We start from the raw sequence: 14,378 nt of genomic DNA, 5'->3' as shown, positions 1-14,378 counted from the left end.
TGTACGGTGTACGGGATATCGCCGTACACCGTACAAGGAATTGCCATACACCGTATAGGGCTATTTCTTCGCGGTCAGGTCGTACAGGGTCGTGCCGTCCACGGTGACCTTGGTGAAGTTCGCCTCGATCCACCTGGTGATCGAGGAGCTGGAGTTGCCCCCGGGGCCGCCGCCCTGGCCGCCACCCGCGATGAAGTAGTGGATCTTTCCGTCCGCCACGTACTGCTTGAACTGCGCGAGCGTCGGGGAGGGGTCGCTGCCGTTGAAGCCGCCGATCGCCATCACCGGCTTCTCGGTGGCGAGCTGGTAACTGGCGGCGTTCTGGGAGCCGATGGCCGCGGCGACCCAGGTGTAGTCGCCGGCATTCTGCTTCAGCCTGGCCTCGACCTCGGCGTTGACCTTCGCGCCTCCGAGGAGGCCGCTCATGCCGCCGCCGCCCATGCCGCGCTCGCCCTGGCCGGGGAAGCCGCCGGGCATCTGACCCTGGCCCGGTGCGCCCTGGCCGCCCGGTGCGCCCTGACCTGTGCGGCCCTGACCCTGGCCCAACTGCCCGCCGTTCGGGGGCCGGCCCATGCCGCCACCGGGGCCGCCCTGCCGGCCCTGACCCTGCTGGCCCTGCTGGCCCTGCTGGCCGGGCGGCAGCATCCGGGCGCCCATACCGCCAGGACCACCCGGACCGACGCGCATACCGCCACCGCCCGGACCGCCGCGCATCGACGCCGGTCCCGCCGTCACGATCGACCCGGCATGCCCCTCGCTCACCGTCGTGAGGGAGTACGCCACCGGCCCGGCCAGCGCAGCGGTGATACCCAACGCCGCTGCCCCCAGCGCCAGTTGACGCCCGACCCGGCCCGCGAACAGCAGCCCGACCGCGGCCGCCAGACCGCCGATCAGCACGGCCCGCCCAAGCCACGGCAGATAGTCCGAGCTCCGGCCGAGGAGTGTGTACGACCAGTACGCCGTCACCGCGACCGTGCCACCCAGCGCCGCCGAGCCGAGCAGTTTCGTCCGCTCCTCCCACAGCACCGTGGCACCCATGCCGACGAGCGCCGCGATGTACGGCGCCAGCGCCACCGTGTAGTACTCGTGGAAGATCCCCGCCATGAAGCTGAAGATCCCCGCTGTCATCAGCAGCGAGCCGCCCCACACCAGGAACGCCGCCCGGGCCGTGTCCGTACGCTTGGCGCGCCAGGTGACGACGAGCCCCGCCACGAGCAGCAGCAGCGCGGCGGGCAGCAGCCAGGAGATCTGGCCGCCGATGGTGGAGTTGAACATCCGGTCGATGCCGGTCTCGCCCCAGCCGCCCCCACCACGGCCACCTCCGCCACCGCGGCCCCCGACGCTGCCGGTCTCATTGCCGTTGATACGGCCGAGGCCGTTGTAGCCGAAGGTCAGCTCCAGGAAGCTGTTGTTCTGCGAGCCGCCGATGTACGGGCGCGACGACGCCGGCCACAGTTCGACGATCGCCACCCACCAGCCTGCCGATACGATCACCGCAAGACCGGCGAGGGCGAGTTGGCCGACCCGACGCCCCAGCGTCGTCGGCGCGCACACCACGTACACCAGAGCCAGCGGCGGCAGGATCACAAACGCCTGCAGCGTCTTCGTCAGGAACGCGAAGCCGATCGCCACACCCGCCCAGAGCAGCCACTTCGTGCGTGCGCCTTCGAGTGCGCGCAGCACGCAGTACACCGTCACCGTCATCAGCAGCGTGAGCAGCGCGTCCGGGTTGTTGAAGCGGAACATCAGCGCGGCCACGGGCGTCACCGCGAGCACCGCGCCCGCGATGAGGCCCGCGGCGGGGGTGAAGCGCCGGCGTACGGCTGCGTACACCACGGCCACCGTCGCGACACCCATCAGCACCTCGGGGACGAGGATCTGCCAGGAGCCGAGCCCGAATAGCCGTACGGACAGGGCCATCGGCCAGAGCGCGGCAGGGGGCTTGTCGACGGTGATGGAGTTCGCGGCGTCGGAGGAGCCGAAGAAGAAGGCCTTCCAGCTCTCGCTGCCGGCCTGTACGGCGGCGGAGTAGAAGGAGTTGGCATAGCCGGACGCACTGAGGTCGTAGAGATAGAGCAGCGCCGTGACCAGCAGGAGGCCGAGGAAGGCGGGGCGCACCCAGGGAGCGTCGTCGGCGCGCCCGCGCCGGAGGCGGGCAAGCGGTCCGGCGTCGGGACCGGCATGCGGCCGGCCCGCCGCCCGGGCCACCGGGGACCCGTCGTGCGGAAGAGTCGTGGTCATCGGGTGTTCCTCACGTCGTAAAGAAGTTCAGGGGCGTCGGCGGCACCGGCCACGGCGGGCTCGTCGTGGCTCCGGTCGGGGAAGACCCAGGCCCGGAAGAGGAGGAACCGCAGCACCGTCGCCGCCAGGTTCGCGGCGATCAGGACCGTCAGCTCGGTGGCGTGCGACGGATTCCCCGCGGCCGCCGACAGGGCAGCCAGCGAGCCGCTCGTCAGCGCGAGACCGATGCCGAACACGACCAGGCCCTGGGCCTGATGGCGTAGGGCGCGGTCCCGGCCCCGTACCCCGAAGGTGAGCCGCCGGTTCGCGGCCGTGTTGGCGAGCGCCGACAGCAACAGCGCTCCGGCATTGGCGACCTGGGACCCGGCCCCCGCCCTGAAGAGCGAGTACAGCAGCAGATAGAACAGCGTGGAGAGCGCGCCGACGACGCAGAAGCCGACCAGCTGGCGGGCGAGTCCGCCCGGCACCCCGGTCAGCTGACGGTCGCGCGGATCGTCTCCGAAGGGCCGGGCCAGCCGGTCCAGCGGGAGCGCGCCGACCGCCAGCGCACGCCCCACCCGCCAGACGCCCTTGAGGTCGTCGGTCGCCGTGCTCACGATGTGCACGGTCGAGTCCGGGTCGTCGACCCAGTCCACGGGCACCTCGTGGATGCGCAGACCGGCGCGTTCCGCAAGCACCAGCAGCTCGGTGTCGAAGAACCAGCCGGTGTCCTCGACCATCGGCAGCAGGCGCTCGGCGACCTCGCGCCGTATCGCCTTGAATCCGCACTGGGCGTCGGAGAACCGGGCGGCGAGCGAGCCGCGCAGAATCAGGTTGTAGACGCGCGAGATGAACTCCCGCTTCGCGCCGCGCACCACCCGCGACGAGCGCGCGAGCCGGGACCCGATCGCGAGATCCGAGTGGCCCGAGATCAGCGGCGCGACCAGCGGCAGCAGGGCGTTGAGGTCGGTGGACAGATCCACGTCCATGTACGCCAGTACGGGAGCGTCGGAGTACGACCAGACGGCGCGCAGCGCCCGCCCCCGCCCCTTCTCCTCCAGCCGGTACGCCTCCACCTCGGCGATGGAGTGGGCGAGCAGGCTCGCCACCTGGGGCGTGCTGTCGGTGCTCGCGTTGTCCGCGATGGTGATCCGGAAGCCGTACGGGAAGGTCCGCAGGAGGTGGTCGTGCAGCCTGCGGACACACCGCTCGAGGTCGGCCTCCTCGTTGTAGACCGGGATCACCACATCGAGTACGGGCAGGCCGGCCGTGTCGGCGAGCAGATGCTCCCGGGCCGGCAGGGTCCCCCTTGGGGTGTCGGTTCGCATGACATCGACACTCGGGGGACACGCTGTCACGGCTGTGTGATGCGCCTGTGGCCTGTCTGTGAGTCGTGCGCGGGCGGGCCGGAAGCGTGCGCGGCGTACGCGGGCGAGGTGTGCGCGTAGGGACCGGGGACGTGCGCGGCCGGTGCGTGGACTGCGGGTGCGTGGACTGCGGGCAGGTGCACGGCGAAGACCGTGCGCCCCGGCTCGGACCGCACCGCGACCGTCCCGCCGTGCGCGGTGACGACTGCCTGCACGATCGCCAGGCCGAGCCCGGTGGATCCGGCGTGCCGGGACCTGGACGCGTCACCACGCGCGAACCGTTCGAAGATGTGCGGCACGAGTTCGGGCGGTACACCCGGACCGTCGTCCTCGACCTCCAGCACGACCTCCGGACCGCCGCACCGCACGCGCGCGGTGACCGTCGTCCCGGGTGGTGTGTGCGTCCGGGCGTTCGCCAGCAGATTGACCAGCACCTGATGGAGCCGAGCGCCGTCGCCCAGTACCGTCGCCGGTTCGACCGGCAGCTCGAGCCGCCACGTGTGGTCCTGGCCGGCCGCGCGCGCATCGCTGAGAGCGTCCACGACCAGCGGGGAAAGATCAGTGCTCTCGTACGAGAGCGGGCGTCCGGCGTCGAGGCGCGCGAGCAGCAGCAGATCCTCCACCAGGCCTGTCATCCGGGTCGCCTCGGCCTCGATCCGACCCAGGGCGTGCCGGGTGTCCGCACCGACATGCTCGTGGCCGCGCCGGGTCAGCTCCGCGTATCCGCGGATCGACGCCAGTGGCGTACGCAGCTCATGGCTTGCGTCCGCGACGAACTGCCGCACCTGAGTCTCGCTCTCCTGCCGCGCGGTGAGCGCCGAACCGACGTGTCCCAGCATCCGGTTGAGCGCCGCGCCGACCTGCCCGACCTCGGTCTGCGGATCGGCTTCGGCGTCCGGGACCCGCTCGTGCAGGGCCACTTCGCCGCTGTGCAGCGGCAGTTCGGAGACGCGTGTCGCGGTCGCGGCGACCCGCCGCAGCGGCCGCAGCGCGAAGCCGACCAGGGCGACGCCCGCGATCCCGGCGGCGACCAGTCCGGCGCCGGTGACGGAGACCTCGACCAGGATCAGGGTCCCCAGCGCGTTCTGTACGTCGCTCAACGGGACCCCGACGAGATAGGAGCCGCGGACCCCGGAGACGTACTCGACCCGGTAGTCGCCGCGGCCCGGCAGCTCAGCAGTGTGCGGGCGGCCGTCCCGCGGGACCTCGGCCAGCGCCCTGGACTGCGCCTCGTTGAGCAGGCTCCGGTGCGGCCCCAGCTCGTTCGCCTTCGGCTCGGTGCTGGCCGCGGCCTCGACGACCGCCCCGCTCTCGTCGAGCCGCGCGCCGACGGTGCCCGTCGGCGTACCGCCGCCGATGACGAAGTCGAGCGGCTCCCTGCCCGGCCCGCCCAAGAGCTGGGGCGTCTCGGCTGTGACCGGCTGGCCGGAGGCACGGTGGCCGACCGTGGCCAGCTGCCTGTCCAACTGGCCGTACAGATAGGTGCGGTAGGCGATCGTGGTGACCGTCCCGATCACCGCCGCCACCACCGCGATCAGCGTCACCGCGGAGACCACGAGCCGGGTCCGCAGCGACCATCTGCGCCGCCGTCCGCGCGCGCTACGCACTAGTCACCGGGCTTGATCAGATAGCCGGCCCCGCGCCGGGTGTGGATCATCGGCGACCGCCCCGCGTCGATCTTCTTCCGCAGATAGGAGACATACAGCTCGACGACATTGGCCTGGCCGCCGAAGTCGTACGACCAGACCCGGTCGAGGATCTGCGCCTTGCTGAGCACCCGGCGCGGATTGCGCATCAAAAAGCGCAGCAACTCGAACTCGGTCGCCGTCAGATGGATGGACTGGCCGGCCCGGCAGACCTCGTGGCTGTCCTCGTCCAGGGTCAAGTCCCCCACGACGAGCAGGGATTCACTGCGTACGGTCGCGGCCCCGGAGCGCCGGATCAGCCCGCGCAGCCTGGCCACGACCTCCTCCAGCGAGAACGGTTTGGTGACATAGTCGTCGCCGCCCGCCGTCAGCCCGGCGATCCGGTCCTCCACGGCGTCCCTGGCGGTGAGGAAGAGCACCGGCACCTCGGGCAGCTCGCGCCGCAGCCGCCCCAGCACGGCGAGCCCGTCCATGTCGGGCAGCATCACATCGAGCACCACGGCATCGGGCCGGAAGTCGCGCGCGGAACGCACCGCGCCCGCCCCGTCCCCGGCGCTGCGCACCTCCCAGCCCTCGTAACGCAGGGCCATCGACAGCAGCTCGCTCAGCGCCGCTTCGTCGTCCACGACGAGCACCCGGACGGGGCTGCCGTCCGGCCTGAGCATTTCGGTACGCCCCTGGGGCGAGGTCGTGGTCATGCTGGTCACCTTGCGACCCCGCCCTGAGAGGCACCTTTCACTTTCCTGTGAATTCCCTGAGAAAGAGCTAAGAGGAGGGGAGCGCGAACAGCCGTGCGCCGTTGTCGTGGCAGACGGCACGCAGCCAGTCGTCTCCCAGCTCCAGCCGCTCCAGCGCCTGAAGTTGATGGGCGTACGGATACGGAATGTTCGGGAAGTCCGTCCCGAGCAGCACCCGGTCCCGCACGTCCAGCAGCCGTGCCCGCTCCCTCTTCGGGAAGGGGCTGAAGCGCTCGCTGAAATCGGTGAAGGCCATCGTCGTATCCAGCATCACACCGTCGTAGGACTGCGCCAGTTCCAGGAAGTCGGTGTACTCCGGCATGCCCATGTGCGCGACGACCAGCCGCAGTCGCGGATGGCGCGCGAGCAGCCGCCCCACCGGCTCGGGCCCGGTGTGCTTGCCGGGCACGGGCCCGGACCCGCAGTGCATCACCACCGGGATACGGGCCTCGGCGAGCAGCCCCCACACGGGATCGAGCAGCGCGTCGTTGGGGTCGTACGCCCCGACCTGGAGGTGCGCCTTGAAGACCCGCGCCCCGCCCTCGACCGCCGTTCGTACGTACCGGTCCACGCCCTCCTCGGGGAAGAGCGTCGCGGTGTGCAGACACTCGGGCGTCCGCGCGGCGAAGTCCGCCGCCCAGCCGCTCAGCCAGGCGGCCATGCCCGCCTTGTGCGGATAGAGCATCGAGGTGAAGGCGCGCACCCCGAACTCCCTCAGCAGAGCGACCCTTTGCTCTTCCTCGTGGCGGTAGGCGATCGGCCACTCCATGCCGGTCAGCGGCCCGACCGCGTCGAAGTAGGCCCAGACCTTCTTCAGTACCTGCTCGGGCATGAAGTGGGTGTGTATGTCGACGAGGCCGGGCAGTCCGAGCCGCTTCCAGAACCTCCTGACGTCCTCAGCCTCGCTCAAAGCCATAACTCCGCTCGACCCTGCCCACATGGACGGTGTAGCTCTCGTACCACTCGGCGCGTCCGCGCTTCTGCGCCGCCTGGTGATCGAGGTTCCGCTGCCAGGCGGCTATGGCTTCCTCGTCTCTGAAGTAGCCGACGGTGATGCCCAGTCCGCCGGGGGTGCGGGCGGACTCGTATCCGAGGAAGCCGGGCACGTCCTGTACGAGTTCTTTCATCCGCTCGGCGGTCTCGGCGTATCCGTCGGGCCGCTCGGCCAGAACCGAGGTGAAGACGACGGTGCAGTAGGGCGGTTCATGGGCGTCGACAGGCCTGATGCTCGTGATACTCATGACGCCCACCTTCCGGTCCCGGTCAGGCGGGTGTCCACCCTCACTGCCGTAAGGGATCCGAACGGGATCCAAGACTTGACCATCGCGTCGGCGCCGGTCAGAAGAGCCCGTCCTGCACGGAGTCCGGGCCGGCGCGGAGTTCGGCGACGGGCACCGTCACCCCCGCCGCCGAGTCCGCGCCGACCAGCGCCCACCCGGTCATCAGCCGCGTATCAAGCACGACGAGCCCGTCCCCGGCCGTCCGCAGATGCAGATCGGGCCCGGCGGCGGCCAGCAGGCGCCCCGCGACCACCCCGCCGTCCACCAGCTCGCGCACCACGCCGGTCGCGGGCGGCAGCCCGTCGAGCCCGAACATCTCCCCGTGGTCGACGGCCTCGAACTCCAGCCGCTCCAGCGACTCGGCCCAGCCGGCGAGCCCGGTCGCACGCCGGTGCAGCTCCGCCAGCTCGGCGGCCCGTTCCGCCGCGCCCGGCAGCGCTGTGCGCACGGCGCGCTTGTCGGCGTACGGAATCCGGTCCGGCACCCCGAGCGCACTGCGCAGCAGCTCCTCCGTCCGCCGCGCCGCCATCAGCGGACCGCGGCCCAGCCAGCTGAAGGCGACGGCCCCCTGCTCGAGGAGCCGCGCGGGCCCGCGCTCCTCGGCGGTGATGCCGGCCTTGACCATCGCAGGACCGAACCAGGCGAGATAGACGCGGTACGTCCTGGGGTCGTCGGCGATGGTGTCGGCGGCCACCGAATGCGCCCGGTCCAGCCGCGCGCACTCGGCACACCGTGCCTGTGTCCCCCGCCCGGCGACGACGGCCACGGTCGGACAGGGATTTCCGCGCGCCCCGACACACTGCCGCTGCCCCTCGGCCCGGAACCCCAGCTCCTTTCCGCCGGTCAGCGGACTGACCGGGCCGCCCTCCCAACGGAGTACGGGCATCCGTGCCCCCTGCGGCCAGCTGAGCCCCGCGCACCGCCATGCCATACACACACCTCCGGCCGAAAACGGGGAGGTTACCCGAGCCGGCGGACAGGGGTCGCGGCCTTGTGCCCGGTTGCCGCGAACGCGCGCCGGTTACCGGCGTCGGCTGCCGTTGCCCGGCGCCGTCTGCCGGCGCTAGGTGCCACCTGTCCGCGCCGCAAGACCGCGGCGCAGACACTCGACCAGCCGAGCGGCGATGCTCCCGTCGGGATCGAGGCGGGGATTGAAGATCGTGACATCGAACCCGACGGCCCGCTCGTCGGCAAGGGCCGTCCGCAGCACGCTCTCCAACTCGGTCCAGCTCAGCCCATCGTGCAGCCGGTAGTCGACCGCGGGCATGACCGCGTCGTCCAGCACATCGACATCGAGATGCACCCAGTACTCGCCGAGCCGCCCCACCGCGTGCCGCGCCGCCGCTGCGGCCCCCACGGCCCGCACCCCGTCGAGGTCGACCGCATGCAACGCGTCCGGCAACGGCTGCATCCCGGCACCCGCCGACTCGGCTGCGTCCCGGAATCCGAGGGCGACGACATCCTCGTCCCGCACGAGCGGCCCGAGCCCTTCCAGATCACTGAGCACCCGCGGCCCACGCCCCGTCGCCAGGGCGAGCTCCATCGAGGCCACCTCCCCGGCCGGCTCGGCGTCCGGCTGATAGAAGTCGCTGTGCCCGTCCAGGAACAGCAGGCCGTAACGTCCGCGCCGCCTCAGCGCGAGCAGGTTGCCGAGCAGAATGCTGCAGTCCCCGCCGAGGACGACAGGGAAGAGCCCGCGGTCGATCACCTCGCCGACACGGTCCGCCAGCCTGCTGGAGTACTGCGCGATCCCACCCGGATTGAGCACCCCGGAGCCAGGGTCCCGCCTCGGGTCGTACGGGGGTGCGTCAACGCGCCCACCCGCCAAGGCCCCAAGGCCGTCCGCCAACCCGGCCCCGAGCAGGGCCGCGGCCATGCCCTCCACGCCGGTCGGCCGCAGCCCGAGGACTGACGGGGCCTCGATGATCGCGAGCTCTCGCACTGGACACCCCAATCGTCGGCGGGGATGCCCATTGTGGTGCGTATGCCGCATCGCCGCGCGCGGCCCGCGGTTGCCGCACTTCGCTGCCGTACGGGCAATGCAAGAGGCCCCCCGGATTTCTCCGAGGGGCCTCTCAACTGTGTGCACTCGGCAGGATTCGAACCTGCAACCTTCTGATCCGTAGTCAGATGCTCTATCCGTTAAGCTACGAGTGCTTGCGTTCCGGGCTATTCTGCCTGGTCGGCGTTGCGGGAACAACATTACATGACCCGCGCCGTCAGGTGAAATCCGTTAACCGCATCCCACCTGACCTGCGAAAACACCCCAGAAACGCCCGCACGAAGCCCCCCGCGAACGACCGAAGCCCCGGCCATCAGGACGGGGCTTCGGTGATCAACTGGCGGAGGCGGAGGGATTTGAACCCTCGATGGGCTTTAAGACCCAAACCGCATTAGCAGTGCGGCGCCATAGACCGGACTAGGCGACGCCTCCAGCACACCCGCGCGGGCGCGAGTGGTGCGTGCAGATGATGACACAGCCGAGCGGGGTGTCACCAATCGCTGTCCACGGTACTAGGCACGCGGGCCGCAGGGCAAAGTCCAGGGGCATGGGGGTGTCCCCCTCAGACCCGCGAGCCGGGCGCCGCGCGTCCCCCCGGAGGCGGCGGCCGGGTTGCGCAACGCCCGAGCGCGCGGAGCGTTAGAGATGCAGGCGCCCCGCGCCTCGCACGAAACCGTGACCTTCTGTTCAAGGAGCACCCATGCTGCGTCGCATCGTCCTGATCGCAACCGTCTCCGCCGCCGCCCTCGTCGGCGGCGTACCCGTCGCCGGAGCCTCGCCCCTTCCCCTTCCGCTGCCGCTGCTGTCGGAGCCGGCGGATCATCTGACGGTCACCGTCGCCGAGACGGGGAACACGCGGACCGACGGGAGATACGAGCTCGAGTGCGGGCCCGCCGGTGGGACGCATCCCGCGGCGGAAGGGGCCTGCGAACGGCTGGAGCAGCTCGCGCAGGAGGGTCAGGACCCCTTCGCTCCGGTGCCGGAGGACCAGATGTGTACGCAGCAGATGGGCGGGCCGGCCACCGCGCGGGTCACTGGCACCTGGCAGGGACGTGAGGTGGACGCCACGTTCCGCCGGACCAACGGCTGTGAAATCTCGCGCTGGCAGACCCTGGAACCCCTACTGCCGAACACCAGGTCATAAGCCCAAGGCGTACGCCATGTGCACACAACCTTGGTGAGAGCTCCCCCTCATCCGCCGCGCCCGCGCATCCGCTGCCTTTAGACTCCCTCCAGTGACAGGCTGGGGCCCGAGAGGCAAGATGGGACCGGCCGTCCGCAATATGCAGTAGGTCAGGGAGGAACCGTCGTCGTGAGCAGCAGGCCATCCCGAGGCGCTGCTCGCCTCGCAGCCATACTCGACGCCCTCCCGGACGGGCTTGTGCTCGTCAACTGCAACGGCACGGTCGTCAACGCCAACACCATCGCCCTCGAACTCTTCGAGACGCCCGGCACCGCGCTCGTCGGACGCGGCTTGCTCGATCTGCTTCCGTCCTTCGACTCCCGGCTGATTCCCGGCTCCATGCGACGCCCCGAGGCGGCCGACGAGCGCGGGCGCACCAAGCCCGCACGGATGATCGCGCGGCGCACGGACGGCAGTGAGTTCCCGGTCGAGGTCACGAGCGCGAGCCTGGAGGACGGGCGCGAGGCGTACGACTCGTACAGCGGCTACACCGGCGACGAGCTGCTGATGCTCGTCGTACGTGATCTGTCGGGCACCGTGGACACGGAAGCGGAGCTGGCGCGTTCGCAGCGGCAGACCGAGATGATCCTGCGGGCGGCGTCCGAGGGCGTGGTCGGCACGGACACCGACGGGCGGGTCGTGCTGGTCAATCCGGCCGCCGCGCAGATCCTCGGCTTCCGGGCGAGCGACCTCGGCGGCCAGGAGCTGCACCCGCTGATCCTGCACTCGCGGGCGGACGGTGAGCCCTTCCCGTACGAGGGGTCGCCACTCGCGGACACGCTCAAGTCCGGCCGCAAGCACCGGGTGCGCGGTCAGGTGCTGTGGTCCAAGAACGGTTCGAAAGTGGCGGTCGATCTGACGACCGCGCCGGTACGGGACGGGGAACAGCTCGTCGGCGCGGTGATGACCTTCACCGACCGGCGTCCGTACGAGGAACTGGCCGAGCAGCACGCCGCGGAGCTCGCGGAGATGACGAAGCGGCTGACGGCCGAGGTCGAGGAGACGACCGAGCGGCTGACGGCCGAGTTCGCGGACAAGTCGGAGCGGTACGCGGCCGAGATCGAGGAGCGGACGGACCGGTACGAGGAGCTGGCCGCCCGGCATGCCCAGCTGACCGCCGTCCTGGGCGAGTCGCTGCGCGGGCCGCTGGAGGAACTCCGCGCCGAACTGGGCACGCTGGCCGCTGATCCGGCCGGACAGCTGTGGCCCGAGGCCAACCAGATCCTGCACCATCTGGCCGCCGGATATGCCCGGATGACGACACTTGTCGACAATGTCCTGGGCTATCAGCGGCTCGACACGGGCGCGGAAGCCCTTCACAAGGCCAACGTGCTGCTCGACGCCGTCGTTGCGGCGGGCGTCGAGGGTGCGATCGAGCTGATCGGCCCCGGGCGGGCGCAGTTCGCGGTGCACGCGCCGCCGATAGAGGCCGAGGTGGACGCGGGACGTCTGGCGACGGCACTCGCGCATCTGGTCGCGGACGTGGCCGGGGTCGACTCCACCGGCAAGGCCCGGGTGGTGCCGGGCGGCGGATATGTGGACTCGACGGTCGTGGTCGCGGCGGCGCAGCGCGGTGATGTCGTACGGATCGAGGTACGCGGGCCGTTCGCCGGGGGAGACCCGGTGCACGAGCCGATCGTGCGCGGAATCGTACGGGCCCACGGCGGAGTGCTGCAGACGCACGAGGTGCCGGGGATGAGCGGCAGCGCGTACGTCCTGGAGCTGCCGCTCGGCGACGGCTCGGGAACGGTGACTCCTCCGGAACCGGCCGCCGGCAGTGCCCTCGCCCTGCCGGAGCAGCAGACGGGCGGCTCCCCCGGAACGTCCGGCGGCGGGCGGCGGCGCGCGCGGCGGGCCTCCACGGATGCCTTCCTGGAGAGCCCGGTGGCCATGGAGGACCCGGTGGCCACCCCGCCGACCGGGCGCCGCCGGGCCCAGACCGAGGAGCCTCGGCAGGAACTGGTCCCCGCCCAGGACCCGAGTGAGGGCAAGGGCGGCGGGACCGGACGGCGGCGCGGGCGGCCCAGCCCTGCCGACGAAGCCGTCGTGGTCGCCGCGGGAGCGGGCCGACCCGCCGAGGGCGCGGTGGTGACGGCCGCCGAGGGCGCGGCCGCGGCGAACGGGCGCGCGGCGCTCGGCGAGGCGGTGCCTCCGCAGGGTGTGCCGGTGGACGCGACGGGGCGGCGCGCACGGCGCGGCGCCGAGGGCGGGCGGCCGGAGCTGGCTGCCGCTCCTCCCGCGCTCAGTGCTCCGGTCGCTGCGCCGGTGCCGCCGGCCGGGCGGCGGGCCAGGCGAGCGCTGGCGACCGCGCCGGCCGAGGTGGAGGGCGCGCGCACGGCGTTCGCGCTTCCGCCGGCCGAGGCCGACCGGATCCCGCCGACTGCCGGTGAGGCCGATGCCTCGCTGCCGGGTCAGCACGATGCCGTACGCACCGAGCAGGGCACGCAGCACCACACGCCGCCGCAGCCGCATCCGGTGCCGACGGGCCGCCGACGGGCCCGCAAGGAGACGCAGCCGCCGCCGACCGGGACGACGCCGGACGCGTCGGCAGGCGTACAGCACGACGCGCCGGTGGACGCGCAGCCGGAGGTTCAGACCGGCGAGCAGCCTGGCGTGCAGACGGGCTGGGGGGAGAACGGCAGCGTGGGCACCGGGCTCGCCGCACTCGCCGCCGACGACTCGACCGGTCAGCACACGGCGACCGCCGACCAGGCCGCTCCGGCTCAGGGCGTGACCTCCCAGGGCACCGGCTCGACGGCCCTGCCGCAGCCGCTGCCCGCCGCCGGGCCCGCCGCGCCCCGGGCCGCGCAGCCGCTGCCCGCGGAGGCGCCGGTGCCGGCCGACTCCACGCAGGGGCGGGCGTTCAGCGTGCGCACACTCGGGCAGGGTGTGCCGTTCTCGCAGCAGATCGCCGAGAAGCAGAACCAGACGCTCGGCTCCGGCCGCCGCCGCAAGCTGGCCACGCCTCCTGAGGGCGAGCGGCCCGAGCCGAAGACCGAACCCGGCGCCCGTCCGCACCCGCAGGCCCCGGCGCAGACCGGTCCGCGGCTGCCCGCCGAACGGACCGAGGGCCGGGCATACGCGATAGGAGCCCCCGACGAGGGCGCGGAAGGCCCCGAGCCGCTGGACGGACCGGGGGGCGCCGTCGAGGTGGCCAACCGGCCGCAGCCGCAGCCCGTCGACGACGAACTGCCTCCGGAGCCGCTGGACAACCCACGCCGTCTCCTTGTCTGGCCCGCGCCCGACGTCTCGACCCAGCAGGCGCTGAGCGACCGTGGCTACCGCCCTGTGGTCGTGCACTCGCGCGAGGAGGTCGACGCGCAGATCGCTGCCTTCCCGGCGGCGCTCTTCGTCGACCCGCTGACCGGCCCGATCACCCGGACCGCGCTGCAGTCGCTGCGCCAGGCCGCGGTGGCCGCTGAGGTCCCGGTGCTGGTGACGGCCGGTCTGGGGCAGGCGACACGGGAGGCCGCCTACGGCGCCGATCCGGCCGTACTGCTCAAGGCGCTAGCGCCGCGCGACAGCGAACAGCATCCGTCACGCGTGCTGTTGATCGAGGAGCACGAGGAGATCGCGCTCGCGCTGACGGCCACGCTGGAACGCCGCGGCATGCAGGTCGCACGGGCCGGCGCGGACACGGACGCGGTCACGCTCGCCACCCAGATGCGGCCGAACCTGGTGGTGATGGACCTGATGCAGGTACGCCGCCGACGCGCCGGGATCATCGACTGGCTGCGTGCGAACGGCCAGCTGAACCGGACCCCGCTGGTCGTCTACACCTCGGCGGGCCTCGACCGGTCGGAGCTGCCGCGCCTCTCGTCGGGGGAGACGGTGCTCTTCCTCGCGGAACGCTCCACCAGCAACGAGGTCCAGGCCCGCATCGTCGATCTGCTCGCGAAGATCGGCACGAATTGATGTGAATTGAACTGATGCGAATTAAACT

Annotated in this window: 10 protein-coding genes and 2 tRNA genes; 2 read left to right on the top strand and 10 right to left on the bottom strand. The window is 71.8% G+C overall.

What is annotated here, in order from left to right; all coding sequences use genetic code 11:
• Nucleotides 1–60: 60 nt before the first annotated feature.
• From ACQEVG_RS00300 to ACQEVG_RS00255, 10 genes are all read right to left on the bottom strand, one after another.
• A complete protein-coding gene (locus tag ACQEVG_RS00300) occupies nt 61–2,241 on the bottom strand; it encodes an ArnT family glycosyltransferase (protein ID WP_432975185.1) in 2,181 nt (726 codons plus the stop codon).
• Nucleotides 2,238–3,548: a glycosyltransferase gene (locus ACQEVG_RS00295; protein WP_432975182.1), complete on the bottom strand. Its 1,311-nt coding sequence runs from the start codon at nt 3,546–3,548 to the stop codon at nt 2,238–2,240. The genes ACQEVG_RS00300 and ACQEVG_RS00295 overlap by 4 nt, the downstream gene beginning before the upstream one ends.
• A gap of 26 nt (nt 3,549–3,574) precedes the next feature.
• A complete protein-coding gene (locus ACQEVG_RS00290; RefSeq protein WP_432975179.1) occupies nt 3,575–5,194 on the bottom strand; it encodes a sensor histidine kinase in 1,620 nt (539 codons plus the stop codon).
• Complete coding sequence (locus ACQEVG_RS00285) at nt 5,194–5,931, bottom strand: response regulator transcription factor (protein WP_432975176.1); 738 nt, start codon at nt 5,929–5,931, stop codon at nt 5,194–5,196. The genes ACQEVG_RS00290 and ACQEVG_RS00285 overlap by 1 nt, the downstream gene beginning before the upstream one ends.
• 67 nt (nt 5,932–5,998) lie before the next feature.
• Nucleotides 5,999–6,880, bottom strand: a complete 882-nt coding sequence (locus ACQEVG_RS00280) for an amidohydrolase family protein (RefSeq protein ID WP_432975173.1) — start codon at nt 6,878–6,880, stop codon at nt 5,999–6,001.
• Nucleotides 6,867–7,211: an antibiotic biosynthesis monooxygenase family protein gene (locus tag ACQEVG_RS00275; RefSeq protein WP_432975170.1), complete on the bottom strand. Its 345-nt coding sequence runs from the start codon at nt 7,209–7,211 to the stop codon at nt 6,867–6,869. Before ACQEVG_RS00275 ends, ACQEVG_RS00280 begins: the two co-directional genes overlap by 14 nt.
• A gap of 97 nt (nt 7,212–7,308) precedes the next feature.
• Entirely contained in the window at nt 7,309–8,181 is an 873-nt protein-coding gene (locus tag ACQEVG_RS00270; RefSeq protein ID WP_432975167.1) for a DUF2797 domain-containing protein, read from the bottom strand.
• A 132-nt stretch (nt 8,182–8,313) separates the two neighbouring features.
• A complete protein-coding gene (locus ACQEVG_RS00265) occupies nt 8,314–9,192 on the bottom strand; it encodes an arginase family protein (protein ID WP_432975164.1) in 879 nt (292 codons plus the stop codon).
• Nucleotides 9,193–9,334: 142 nt separating this feature from the next.
• A tRNA-Arg gene (locus ACQEVG_RS00260) sits at nt 9,335–9,407 on the bottom strand.
• Nucleotides 9,408–9,590: 183 nt separating this feature from the next.
• Nucleotides 9,591–9,684, bottom strand: a tRNA-Ser gene (locus ACQEVG_RS00255).
• Between the two features lie 268 nt (nt 9,685–9,952).
• Between ACQEVG_RS00255 and ACQEVG_RS00250 the strand changes: the two genes are divergently transcribed.
• Both ACQEVG_RS00250 and ACQEVG_RS00245 read left to right on the top strand, forming a co-directional pair.
• The gene (locus ACQEVG_RS00250) at nt 9,953–10,396 is read left to right on the top strand and encodes an SSI family serine proteinase inhibitor (RefSeq protein ID WP_432975161.1); all 444 of its coding nucleotides are present in this window, start codon (nt 9,953–9,955) and stop codon (nt 10,394–10,396) included.
• Between the two features lie 168 nt (nt 10,397–10,564).
• The gene (locus ACQEVG_RS00245; RefSeq protein ID WP_432975158.1) at nt 10,565–14,350 is read left to right on the top strand and encodes a PAS domain-containing protein; all 3,786 of its coding nucleotides are present in this window, start codon (nt 10,565–10,567) and stop codon (nt 14,348–14,350) included.
• The last annotated feature ends 28 nt before the right edge of the window (nt 14,351–14,378 follow it).

The organism is Streptomyces sp. CA-135486, from assembly GCF_050936555.1.
Lineage (GTDB): Bacteria > Actinomycetota > Actinomycetes > Streptomycetales > Streptomycetaceae > Streptomyces.
This window is presented reverse-complemented; position numbering and strand designations above follow the sequence as displayed.